At 70.0% G+C, this 9,670-nt stretch carries 17 protein-coding genes; 3 read left to right on the forward strand and 14 right to left on the reverse strand.

The genetic code is table 11. The features are described 5' to 3' along the window. Positions 1 to 5 precede the first annotated feature (5 nt). The 13 genes from Sri02f_RS10570 to Sri02f_RS10630 form a co-directional block, all read right to left on the reverse strand. Positions 6 to 824: a hypothetical protein gene (locus tag Sri02f_RS10570; protein ID WP_109000828.1), complete on the reverse strand. Its 819-nt coding sequence runs from the start codon at positions 822 to 824 to the stop codon at positions 6 to 8. Beyond that, positions 821 to 1,744, reverse strand: coding sequence for a PD-(D/E)XK nuclease-like domain-containing protein (locus Sri02f_RS10575; protein WP_109000829.1), 924 nt, complete (start codon positions 1,742 to 1,744; stop codon positions 821 to 823). The genes Sri02f_RS10570 and Sri02f_RS10575 overlap by 4 nt, the downstream gene beginning before the upstream one ends. Further along, the gene (locus tag Sri02f_RS10580) at positions 1,744 to 1,986 is read right to left on the reverse strand and encodes a hypothetical protein (RefSeq protein ID WP_109000830.1); all 243 of its coding nucleotides are present in this window, start codon (positions 1,984 to 1,986) and stop codon (positions 1,744 to 1,746) included. Before Sri02f_RS10580 ends, Sri02f_RS10575 begins: the two co-directional genes overlap by 1 nt. Before the next feature lie 163 nt (positions 1,987 to 2,149). Then, a complete protein-coding gene (locus Sri02f_RS10585; RefSeq protein WP_109000831.1) occupies positions 2,150 to 2,608 on the reverse strand; it encodes a hypothetical protein in 459 nt (152 codons plus the stop codon). Next, positions 2,609 to 2,818 (reverse strand): hypothetical protein, encoded by a 210-nt coding sequence (locus tag Sri02f_RS10590; protein ID WP_109000832.1) that lies wholly within the window; start codon positions 2,816 to 2,818, stop codon positions 2,609 to 2,611. It abuts the gene before it with no gap. Beyond that, complete coding sequence (locus tag Sri02f_RS10595) at positions 2,815 to 3,090, reverse strand: hypothetical protein (protein WP_109000833.1); 276 nt, start codon at positions 3,088 to 3,090, stop codon at positions 2,815 to 2,817. The genes Sri02f_RS10590 and Sri02f_RS10595 overlap by 4 nt, the downstream gene beginning before the upstream one ends. After that, entirely contained in the window at positions 3,090 to 3,344 is a 255-nt protein-coding gene (locus Sri02f_RS10600) for a phiSA1p31-related protein (RefSeq protein WP_109000834.1), read from the reverse strand. Before Sri02f_RS10600 ends, Sri02f_RS10595 begins: the two co-directional genes overlap by 1 nt. Next, a complete protein-coding gene (locus Sri02f_RS10605; protein WP_109000835.1) occupies positions 3,341 to 3,853 on the reverse strand; it encodes a hypothetical protein in 513 nt (170 codons plus the stop codon). The genes Sri02f_RS10600 and Sri02f_RS10605 overlap by 4 nt, the downstream gene beginning before the upstream one ends. Continuing rightward, a complete protein-coding gene (locus Sri02f_RS10610) occupies positions 3,850 to 4,731 on the reverse strand; it encodes a hypothetical protein (RefSeq protein WP_109000836.1) in 882 nt (293 codons plus the stop codon). The genes Sri02f_RS10605 and Sri02f_RS10610 overlap by 4 nt, the downstream gene beginning before the upstream one ends. Further along, the gene (locus Sri02f_RS10615) at positions 4,728 to 4,991 is read right to left on the reverse strand and encodes a hypothetical protein (protein WP_109000837.1); all 264 of its coding nucleotides are present in this window, start codon (positions 4,989 to 4,991) and stop codon (positions 4,728 to 4,730) included. The genes Sri02f_RS10610 and Sri02f_RS10615 overlap by 4 nt, the downstream gene beginning before the upstream one ends. Further along, positions 4,988 to 5,272 carry a hypothetical protein gene (locus Sri02f_RS10620; RefSeq protein WP_109000838.1) on the reverse strand — a complete coding sequence of 95 codons (285 nt, stop codon included), beginning with the start codon at positions 5,270 to 5,272 and terminating at the stop codon, positions 4,988 to 4,990. Before Sri02f_RS10620 ends, Sri02f_RS10615 begins: the two co-directional genes overlap by 4 nt. 105 nt (positions 5,273 to 5,377) lie before the next feature. Further along, the gene (locus tag Sri02f_RS10625; protein WP_109000839.1) at positions 5,378 to 5,689 is read right to left on the reverse strand and encodes a hypothetical protein; all 312 of its coding nucleotides are present in this window, start codon (positions 5,687 to 5,689) and stop codon (positions 5,378 to 5,380) included. After that, positions 5,676 to 5,873, reverse strand: coding sequence for a helix-turn-helix domain-containing protein (locus Sri02f_RS10630; protein ID WP_109000840.1), 198 nt, complete (start codon positions 5,871 to 5,873; stop codon positions 5,676 to 5,678). The genes Sri02f_RS10625 and Sri02f_RS10630 overlap by 14 nt, the downstream gene beginning before the upstream one ends. Before the next feature lie 291 nt (positions 5,874 to 6,164). Here Sri02f_RS10630 and Sri02f_RS10635 point away from each other — a divergent pair, with 291 nt between their 5' ends. The 3 genes from Sri02f_RS10635 to Sri02f_RS10645 all read left to right on the forward strand — a co-directional run bounded on the left by Sri02f_RS10635 (position 6,165) and on the right by Sri02f_RS10645 (position 8,342). After that, the gene (locus Sri02f_RS10635; protein ID WP_218029862.1) at positions 6,165 to 6,710 is read left to right on the forward strand and encodes a helix-turn-helix domain-containing protein; all 546 of its coding nucleotides are present in this window, start codon (positions 6,165 to 6,167) and stop codon (positions 6,708 to 6,710) included. A 135-nt stretch (positions 6,711 to 6,845) separates the two neighbouring features. Then, positions 6,846 to 7,034 carry a hypothetical protein gene (locus tag Sri02f_RS10640; RefSeq protein WP_109000842.1) on the forward strand — a complete coding sequence of 63 codons (189 nt, stop codon included), beginning with the start codon at positions 6,846 to 6,848 and terminating at the stop codon, positions 7,032 to 7,034. A 15-nt stretch (positions 7,035 to 7,049) separates the two neighbouring features. Further along, positions 7,050 to 8,342 carry a tyrosine-type recombinase/integrase gene (locus Sri02f_RS10645; RefSeq protein ID WP_109000843.1) on the forward strand — a complete coding sequence of 431 codons (1,293 nt, stop codon included), beginning with the start codon at positions 7,050 to 7,052 and terminating at the stop codon, positions 8,340 to 8,342. 94 nt (positions 8,343 to 8,436) lie between these two features. On the opposite strand, the gene Sri02f_RS10650 is transcribed toward Sri02f_RS10645, so the two are convergent. Further along, positions 8,437 to 9,663: an acyl-CoA dehydrogenase family protein gene (locus tag Sri02f_RS10650; protein ID WP_109000844.1), complete on the reverse strand. Its 1,227-nt coding sequence runs from the start codon at positions 9,661 to 9,663 to the stop codon at positions 8,437 to 8,439. Positions 9,664 to 9,670: the final 7 nt, after the last annotated feature.

Here is a 9,670-nt window from a genome sequence, read left to right on the forward strand (position 1 = left end):
GGCTGCTACTCGGTGGGGGTGGCGGGCTTACCGCCGGTCAGTTCGTCCGCGGTGACGCGGGGCGCCGGGAACTCCTCCTCGGCCGTGACCTCGCCGCGCTGGATCGACTTGTAGATGACGATCAGCTGGGCGACGTCGTGCTCGGTCCACTTCGCCGACGGCCGGTCGAGGCGGCCCTCGATACGGTCCGCGGTGATGCCGATGCCCTCGAACGTCTTGATGGCGTCGGCGACGCGCTGGGCGAGCGGCTTGCCGCCGCCGTCCCGCAGCGTCTGGTTGCACAGCTCCTTCGCCTCCTCGACGAACCAGGGCGGGAGGATCGCGAAGATCGACTCACGGACGCGGCGGGCGCCGTTGTTGGCGTTGTTCTCGTAGATGTCCCGCATGTCGGTGAGCTGCTTCGTGCCGTTCTTCGTGTCGCGGCGGTGCGGGACGATGAACGTGGAGGAGTTACGCGAGTTGGTCTGCACGTCCCAGGCGAAGGCCTGCATCTCGGACTGGCCGTAGTCGTCGTCGCGGCGCATCTCGACGAGTCCGTACTGGACGTTGCCCCAGACCCGCGCGAGTTCACGGGCCAGGTGGACGGATGCGCCGGTGACGGTGGAGCCGCCGCGGCTGTAGCGGAAGAACGCGCGCTCGGCGAGGCCCTGCTGCTTGCAGGACTCGCGCATCTCGGCGACGGCGGCCTGGATGTTGCGGGGGCACTGCTGGGCGACGACGACCGCGGCCTGCACTTCGGCGGCGGCGCGGGACTGCTCGACCGCGGTGCCCTGCCCGATGCGGGCCGGCGTCGTGGTGGACGGGCTGGGGACGGGCTGGTTCACAGGTACTCCTCGTGGTCGCGCTTCTCGGCGTAGGGCGGCAGGGGCAGGTAGGTGATGCGGTCGTTGAAGCCGGGCCAGACGCCGGTGCGCTGGCAGTCGGCGTAGATCCGCAGGGCGCGCTCGTTGCGGGCGGCGCCGAGGGTGAGGGCGGGGAAGTCGAGTTCGACCAGGTGCACCAGGTAGGGCGGGGCCTTCGACTGGAAGACGAAGATGAACGCGGGCTCCTGGTCGCCGGTCAGGCCGAGGGCTTTGGCGCCGGCCAGGTAGAAGGCGGCTTGGGCGTGGTAGCCGTGCTCGTAGACGGCTCGCTGGAGGGCGGCGGGGTCGACGGCCCGTGCGGTCTTGACGTCGACGACGATGAGGCGGCCGTTCTCCTCGCGGTGGCGCAGCCAGTCGGGCCGGATGCGGCAGCGCACGCCGGTCGCTGGGTCGGTCCAGTACATCGAGCGTTCGGCGACGCCGGTGCCGGGTGCGAACAGGGGTCCGGCGATGGGGTGCTGGCGGATGGCGTCGGCCATGGCCTGGATCTGCTCGTACTCGTGGCGGAGCAGTGGGACGGCACCCATGGCGCGGGACTCGTCGCGGGCTTCCTTGGCGTCCTTGGTCAGGTAGTTGTCGAAGTCGAGGACGTCGATGTCCGGGCCGTCGCCGAGGATCTCGCGGTGGGCGGCGTGTCCGAAGTCGAACGTCTTGGTGGGGGCGGGCGGGTTGTCGCGGTCGTAATGGAACTGGGCGGGACAGCCGGGCGGCAGGAGGGCGCGCAGGCCGGAGGAAGAGATCGAGGTGCGGTCGGCGTGGTAGTCGTCGGCGGAGAGCCCGTCGACCCATCCGGCGGCGCCGCTCTCGCAGTCCTCGCAGCGGCCGTCCCGGGTGAACGGTCCGTCGGTGTCGCCGCACTGGCGGCAGGCGAGGGGGCTCATCAGAACGGGTACCTCTCTGCGTGGTCGTTGCGGCGGGGCCAGAGGCGGAGGCTCCAGGTGCGGAGCTGGTCGAGGCAGTGGCAGTCGATCCAGTCGCCGTCGCCGCCGGGGGTGACGTATCCGTGGCCGCCGTTCCCGCGGCAGGCGCGGCAGTTGGGGTCGGGCTTGGGTTGTCGGGTGAGGTGGACGGCGCGCTGCTCGTACTCGATCTGCCAGCGGCCGATGGTGCGGGTGAGGTACATGGGGCCCCGTCTCTGGGTGTGGTGATTGGCGGGCAGCCGCCCCGGGGGGAGGTGGGGCGGCTGCCCTGGGGTGCCGCGGAGCATTGGGGGTGGCGCTCGACGCGGCGGTCTGTGAAGTTGTGCGCCCGGTCGACGGCCTGCGGTCATCCGCCGGCCGGGCGGGTCAGTGGATGCGGCCCGGGTCGGTGACGGGCTGGATGCCGAGGGCGTCCCACAGCGTCTTGACGTCGATCGGCCTGGTGGCCTGGTCCTCGAGCGCACTGGTGTCGCGGTAGCCGCAGGGGACGGCGATGCGGTGGGCGTTGGCCTCGGCGGCCAGCTGGGCGGCGAACCGTGCCTTGAGAGCGGCGACTTCCTCGTCGAGGCAGTCGCGTTCGGCCGTGAGGTCGTCCACGTCGGCCTGCAGCTTGACGACGAGCTCCTCCGCCTCGGCGAGCTGGGCGGCGGTCCAGGCGCGGACGGCTTCCGCGTCGTCGAGCTGGACGCGGAGGCCCATGATGAGGATGTCGGCGCCGGCTCGAAGGCCCTTCTGCCGGTCGACCTCGTCGATGGCGCGGTGCCGGGTGCGCGGGGTCCGGGCGAAGTGGCCGAGCCGGACGGGCAGCAGTTCGCCGAGGGTCATCTACGTCTCCAGTCCGGTGCGGTCGATGTAGCCGGCGGCTTCGGTGTCGGCGAAGTCGCGGGCAGTGCGGAGCCGGTGGTTGAGGTTGCAGGCCTCGTCGAGGGCGCGTTGGTGGGCGGCGATGACGGGGCGGGCGCGGCGGATGTAGAGGCGGGCGAGGGCGTTGAGGAGCCCGGCGGTCGGCGACAGGCGCGCGGGCGGGGCGGTCACCGGGGAGCCTCGCGCAGCTGCACGTCTTCGACCGGGCGGCCGCTGTAGCTCCGGTGGCTGCACTGGTTGAGCAGGCACGGCTTGGCGCGGCGGTCCCACTCGTCGCGGCCGACGAGTTCGTGCCGCCATCCCTGCGCGGCCTCACGCCGTCGGTCGGCCACCCGGGGCGTGAACTCCTTGTGGGCGTCCTCGGCGAGCGGGCCCACGTACTCCTCGTGGACGGAGCCGTCGACGCAGCCCTGCGGGTTGATGCGGATCCAGAAGCCGGCCATCACGCCGCCTCCCCGATGAGCACCTGCCGGTAGAGGGCGGCGGTGGTGGCCTGGGGGCGGGGGGTGAGGGGGCCGTGCCAGCGGGTCAGGTAGTCGAGCGGCAGGGTCTCTCCGGGCTGGCCGGGCTGGTCGAGGCGCTGCATGAGGGGCTGGCCGGACTCGCCGATCTCGCAGGTCCACAGCCATTCGGTGCGGTCGGCGGCGGTCTGGACGCGGTCCAGGTCGATGACCGTGCCGTCGAGGAACGTGGTCACGAGGCGGCCTCCCGCTCGGCGAGGTCGCGGCAGTTGGGGCACTCGTGGCGGACGTCGGTGAGGTTGCCGTGGGCGTCGACGTCGCGGTTGTCGGCGTCGCCGAGGTACTGGCCGCAGCCGTTGCAGCACCGCTTGAGCTTGATCGTGGTGACCGTGCGGCCCTCGTCGTTGACGCTCGTCCGGTCAGGCGTGTTCGTGCGGGGGGCGATGTCCACGTGGCTGAGGCAGATGCCGCCCGCGTAGCCCTCGACCGAGACGACCGGGTCGCCGTGACCGAGGATCCAGGCCGGGGTGCGAGTGACGGTCTCCAGCCGCGTGCACGGGTCGGCGTCACCGAAGGTGCGCCCTTCCTCGACGCGCTTGCGGTAGGCAACCGCCACCGGGTGCTCCGGGCGGATGCCGGGATACGCGACGACCGGAGTGCCGATCGGGTAGCGGGCGTTGAAGGTGTCGGCCTCCTGCCGGCCGGCCTTCTTGTCCGCTTCGACCTTGGCTCGGTAGCTGCTCATGCCGCCACCTCGGATCCCTCGGCCGCCTGGTCGGCGAGCATCTCCAGACGTTCGGCCGCGGCCCGCACGCCGTCCGAGTACCCCTCGCAATACGCCGATGGGCGCCCAGCCAATTCGGGGCCGAGCGTGTCCAGCGCCTCGGCCGCCTTCGACGCCTCGGAGAAGACGCTGGAGCGGAAGGCGCGGGGCTGAGCGAACGGGTCGTCCGCCTGCGGCATCGCCTGGTGGTAGAGCCACTGGGCACCCAAGGCGTCAGCGCCGGGATCGTCGGAGTCGAAGATGAAGCTCGACAGCGACCGGCCGGTGGCCGTCAGGGCGTTCTCCAGCTCGGCGGTACGGCACCAGGGGCAGCCACGGTTGTCGTCCGGGGCGCGAAGCCAGGTGGGGTGCTCGGGGTTGTCGCAGGATGCGGAGACGCGGCCGTCAGGGTCTCCGAGGTCGAGGGCCCGGTATGCGGCCAGCTCGGCGGCCTGCTTCTCCTGCGCCGTCTCCGCCTCGTGCAGCGGCGTGAACACCTTCGTGCCGTACTTGACGGCCGTGGCGCAGGGCCAGCCGACGACCTGCCCCTCCTCCTGGCAGACCGCGCACAGCCACGCGTTCGGCACACCGCAGTCGTCGAATACCGGGACGTGGAACCGGGCCGGAAGCTTCTCGTTCTCCTCCAGGGAGAAGCCCGCGAGGATCTCGTAGTGCGGGTGGTCTGGGGCGTGCAGGAGCGTGGCCCGCTGGGCGCACTCGTCGTGCTCGACCGGCTCACCAGCGGCGACGTTGCTACGGCAGGTGCCGCACGCAGACGGGTCGGCGCTCGTGCTCTTCGTCGCGAGGAACTTCGCGCGGGACTCGACCCAGAACGGGTCCATCTCCTGGTAGTCGGTCACCGGGTCTCCTGCGGGGTCGAGCTGTGGGCGGCTTTGATGGCGGCGAACTGGGCGGCCCATTCGGGGTAGTCCGCGCTCGTGGCGCAGGCGTCCGGGTGGGTGACGAGCCAGGCGTCGAGGTGGTAGGCGATCTGCTCCGACGGGGACGCGGTACGGGCGGCGGCCCGCTCGAACGCGACCGCGGCGAGCTCCGCCTCCAGGACCGGCAGCGGGGTGTCGGCCGCCGTGATGGGTGGTGCGGGGGACTGGAAGGCCTTCACCGAGAGCCCCCCGCCTCGACGGCAAGCTGGCTGGTGACCATGTGCGGCTCAAGGGACACCCAGTCGCAGCCGCCGTGGGCGTGGACCGCGCCATCCTCGTCCTGCCATGCCGCATCCAGGTCGAACGGGATGCTGCGGGCGGCCTCGGAGAACGGGCCCTTCGCGGCCTCCTTGCTGGCGTAGACGCCGAGGACGGTGCCGCCCTCGTGGTCTTCGCCGGTAGAGAGAACCCAGACGACCGGTCCGGTCGCCCGCTGCGGCTTCGTGGATACTGGCTTCACGTGAAGCCCCTTTCGTTTCAACGGTTCGTGAGGGGTGGATCGCGCGGCTTGGCCGCGGGGCCCCGGCTGCCGGCGTGCGAACCGGCGGTTGGGGTCTTGGCCGCTCTAGGCGGCGACGGGCTTGGCGTACCGGTTGGGAACGCGCTCTCCCTGGGCCTGCACCCAGCGGATGTGAGCGGCCGTCATGCGCGGCGACTTGCCGACGTAGGTGTGCGGGACGCGTCCGTACTGGATCGCTTCGACAACCCAGTTCGTGGTCTTGCCGAGGATCGCGGCGGCTTCCTCGGGGGTGAAGCACTTCAGCTCCAGCTCAGCCGCGGTGGGGGCGGTGGCGAGGCGCTCAAGAGCTGCGGTCAGTTCCGCCAGCCGAAGCGTGAGGGTCACCTCGGTGGGGGGATCCAGGTCATTCCTGGGCACGTGGGGCCTCCTTGTGGGTTATGGCGTCCAGAGGGACGTCGAGTTGTTTGGCGTAGAGGTGGAGGGTTCCGTCGCCTGCTCCCTGTTGGCCGTTTTCGACTCGGGAGAGGTATCCGGGGTCTCTGCCGATGGCCTTGGCGAGCTGCTGAAGGCTGATCCCCCGAGCCTCTCGGATGGCCTTCATTGCGGCTCCGTTCGGTCTCACGAGACACAACGTAGACCCAACGGAGCGCCAATGGCAAGAGCCTTGGTCCGGGTTCCTTCGGTGTTATTCCGGATTCCTTGGGTGTACCCCTGGGACCGCACCCGTGATCTCTGGCCAGTGGTGTACGGCGTGCGGCGGCGCACTCACGGGGCGCAAGCGCAACGAGGCGCTAACGAGGCAACAAAAAAGCTCCCCAAAGACCGATCAATCCTGGTCAATTAGGGGAGCCCCTGGGTGCGTGTTGCCAAACCGTGCGGCATGATGGCCGCCATGACAGAGGACCGGACCAACCTGGAGTGGGCGAAGCTCGCCGCCACTGCCAGGGCTGCACGTGAGGCGCGCGGCCTCTCACAGGGCAAGCTCGCAGAGCTGGCCGGCGTCAGCGAAGGCAGCGTCCAGAACCTCGAAAGCGGCAAACCGCGCAGCCGCATGCCGCAGACCGTGGCCAAGATTGAGCCATACCTCGGCTGGGGCGCAGGATCGGCGCGCGCCATCCTCGACGGAGGCGAGCCGATCCCCGCCGCCGTCCCCGGAGGCGGGTCAGCCGGCCCGGCCGCCACGGACAGGCTGCGCAGCAAACTTCCCCTGCGCGTCGTCGACGAGCTGGAGAGCGACGATCCCCTGATCGACTCTCAGGTCATCCAGCTGCCCGGGACGGGCGGGGCCCGCATGACGGTCGTCGTCCATGGCCGACCGGACGCGACGCCCGAGGAGATTCAGGAAGCCCTCCTCGCCTGGCGCAAGGCGGAGCGCAAGCTGCACCGGCAGCCTGACGACGACACCGAGGATCCGGCGCACGCAGCGAACGGTTCGTAACTACTTCCCCACTGAATGCGTTCGTCCCCTCCCCCCTTCGTCCGCAAGTGTGATCTCATGTCGGGACCACAATGGAGGGCCGCCCGTAGTGGTCTTGGGGGACCTATGCCTGTGCGGGTTGAGTCAGTCTCGGGGATGCCGTGTGGCGTCCAGGTCTGGGTCGAGGACTGCGACGATGGAGACTTCAACGTCTACGTCGACGAGTCCCTGCTCAAAGAAGACGGTGCACTCGCGCTGCAGGAGATCTTCAACAGAACGATCACCTGCTGGAAACGGCTCGACGGACCGATGGTCCGCACCGCCCTCCGCGCGGTCACCGGCTGAACCCCGAGGTGATCCATGGCCCACGGAGAGAAGCGCGGCTACGACAAGCGAGCGCGCAAGTGGCGGTACCGAGGCCGGTACAAGCTCCCCGACGGTAAGTGGGGCTCAGTCTCCAGGGACGACAACGGCCAGCCCTTCTACACCGAGCGGGCGGCCGAGCAGTACGCCCACGGACTCGAAGTCGACGTGCGCCGCAAGCAGTTCATCAATCCGCGCGACGGCCGGACCACGGTCGGGGCGTGGGCTGAGACCTGGCTCCCTTCGATCGAGGTGGCGCCGCTCACCGAGAAGGAATACCGGCTCAGGCTGAAGAACCAGATCCTCCCCCAGTGGGGAGGCGTGGCGATCGGAGAGCTGTCCCCCACAGCGATCGCCGCCTGGGAGAAGAAGCTGCGCGGCACCCTCTCGAAGAACTACGCGGACGCCGTCATGTCCACCTTCCGCACGATGATGGACGACGCGGTCGCCGAGAAACTGCGCGGCGACAACCCGGTGAGCGCGCGCAAGTCGGGCCGCCGCGGGAAGTACAAGCCGAAGCCGAAGGACGAGAAGGCCATCGCGACGCCGCGACAGGTGTTGCTCATCGCCCGCAACGCCCTGGAGATGCGGGGCCTGAACGAGTACGCCATCGTCCTCACCTCCGCCTACACGGGGCTGCGCATCGGCGAGCTGGCCGGCGTGCACCGCGACCAGTTGACGCTGAAGGACACCGAACGCGGAGCGCGGCTGCACTCGGTGCAACAGAGCCAGTACGTGGGCGGCGTCTTCACGGAGATCGACAACAAGTACGACTCCGGCCGCGGGTTGATCCTGCCCCCCTTCCTTGCAGTCCTCCTTCAGCAGCTGCTCGACTCCCGGCCGGGCAGCGAGTGGGTGTTCACGGCGCCGAAGGGCGGCCGGCTGCTGCGCGGCGGGGACTGGTATGCGGAGACGTGGAAGCCGATCGTCGCGGGGCGAGCGCCTCGCGGTGTCGTCCGGGGAGCCAGGGCGCGCACCGGCATCCGGCCCGTGCTGGGCGTCGAGGGCCTGACTCCGCACGGCCTGCGGCACTCGCAGAAGGTCTGGCTGGACGAGGGGAATCACCCTAAGGTTGCTGTCGAGGCGCGGATGGGGCATGAGCTCCCGGGCGTCGAGGGCACGTACTCGCACGTGACGTTGTCGATGGAGCTGGCGATCGCCGCCCATCTGCAACGGCTGTGGGAGGAGTCGCTGAGGGTCGTCGTCGACCGTCGCGAGTTCGGTCCCTATCCCCCGTTCGAAGCGCCCAGGCGCAAACGATCTCCCAAGCGTCTCCCAAACTCGATTTGATCTCCAACTCGACACACGAAAGCGGCCCTCCTGCGCTGGCAGGAGGGCCGCTTTCATGGCGATGATCTACGCGCGTCCTACTGGAGAGATGGTGCTACCGGATGGGCATCCCGGACAGCGTCCGGGCGATCACCAGGCGCTGGATCTCGCTGGTGCCCTCGAAGATGGTGTAGATCGCGGCGTCGCGGTGCATGCGCTCCACCGGGTACTCGCGGGTGTAGCCGTTGCCGCCGAGGATCTGGATCGCCTGCGCGGTGACCTTCTTGGCGGTCTCGCTGGCGTACAGCTTCGACATCGAGCCCTCGGCCGCCGTGAAGGGCTTGCCGTTGACCGCCATCCACGAGGCGCGCCAGACCAGCAGCCGAGCGGCGTCGATCTGCGTGCGCATGTCCGCGAGCTGGAAGGCGACGCCCTGGTTGTCGATGATCGGGCGGCCGAACTGCTCACGGGTCTTGGCGTAGTCGAGGGCCACCTCGTAGGCGGCGCGGGCCGTGCCGACGGCCATCGCGCCGACGGCGGGGCGGGACGCCTCGAACGTGGCCATCGCCGCGTTCTTCACGCGCTCGCCGCCCGACTTCGCCCGCTCCCGCGCCCGCGCCAGGCGCTCGTCCAGCTTCTCCTTGCCGCCGAGGAGGCACGAACCGGGGACGCGCACGTTGTCGAGGATGACCTCGGCGGTGTGCGAGGCGCGGATGCCGTGCTTCTTGAACTTCTGGCCCTGGGCCAGGCCCGGCGTGCCCGGCGGGACGATGAAGGAGGCGTGCCCCTTGGAGCCCAGCTCGGTGTCCACCGCCGCGACGACGACGTGGACGTTGGCGATGCCGCCGTTGGTCGCCCAGGTCTTGGTGCCGTTGAGCACCCACTCGTCCTTGGCCTCGTCGTAGACGGCACGGGTGCGCAGGGAGGCGACGTCGGAGCCGGCGTCGGGCTCGGAGGAGCAGAAGGCCGCCACCTTGACGTCGCTCGCGTCGCCGTACATCTGCGGGATCCAGGTGCCGATCTGCTCCTCGGTCCCGTTGGCGAGAACGCCCACGGCGGCCAGCCCGGTGCCCACAATGGACAGGGCGATGCCCGCGTCGCCCCAGAAGAGCTCCTCCATGGCCATCGGGATGCCGAGACCGGTGGGGTCGAAGTACTGCTGCGCGTAGAAGTCGAGGGAGTAGATGCCGACCTTCGCCGCCTCCTGGATGACCGGCCAGGGAGTCTCCTCACGCTCGTCCCATTCGGCGGCCGCGGGGCGGATGACGTCGGCGGCGAAGCCGTGCAGCCAGTCCCGGACCTCCTTCTGTTCGTCGTTGAGCTCCATGGTGAACTCGGCCATGTCCCCT

This window comes from Streptomyces rishiriensis (genome assembly GCF_003112535.1).
Taxonomy (GTDB): Bacteria; Actinomycetota; Actinomycetes; order Streptomycetales; family Streptomycetaceae; genus Streptomyces; species Streptomyces rishiriensis.

Bases quoted from the DNA above. Each gene is read 5' to 3' on its own strand.
- Sri02f_RS10575 (WP_109000829.1), bottom strand. From the start codon at position 1,744: ATGAGCCCCCTCGCCTGCCGCCAGTGCGGCGACACCGACGGACCGTTC.
- Sri02f_RS10580 (WP_109000830.1), bottom strand. From the start codon at position 1,986: ATGTACCTCACCCGCACCATCGGCCGCTGGCAGATCGAGTACGAGCAG.
- Sri02f_RS10585 (WP_109000831.1), bottom strand. From the start codon at position 2,608: ATGACCCTCGGCGAACTGCTGCCCGTCCGGCTCGGCCACTTCGCCCGG.
- Sri02f_RS10595 (WP_109000833.1), bottom strand. From the start codon at position 3,090: ATGGCCGGCTTCTGGATCCGCATCAACCCGCAGGGCTGCGTCGACGGC.
- Sri02f_RS10605 (WP_109000835.1), bottom strand. From the start codon at position 3,853: ATGAGCAGCTACCGAGCCAAGGTCGAAGCGGACAAGAAGGCCGGCCGG.
- Sri02f_RS10630 (WP_109000840.1), bottom strand. From the start codon at position 5,873: ATGAAGGCCATCCGAGAGGCTCGGGGGATCAGCCTTCAGCAGCTCGCC.
- Sri02f_RS10635 (WP_218029862.1), top strand. From the start codon at position 6,165: ATGACAGAGGACCGGACCAACCTGGAGTGGGCGAAGCTCGCCGCCACT.
- Sri02f_RS10640 (WP_109000842.1), top strand. From the start codon at position 6,846: ATGCCGTGTGGCGTCCAGGTCTGGGTCGAGGACTGCGACGATGGAGAC.
- Sri02f_RS10645 (WP_109000843.1), top strand. From the start codon at position 7,050: ATGGCCCACGGAGAGAAGCGCGGCTACGACAAGCGAGCGCGCAAGTGG.
- Sri02f_RS10650 (WP_109000844.1), bottom strand. From the start codon at position 9,663: ATGGCCGAGTTCACCATGGAGCTCAACGACGAACAGAAGGAGGTCCGG.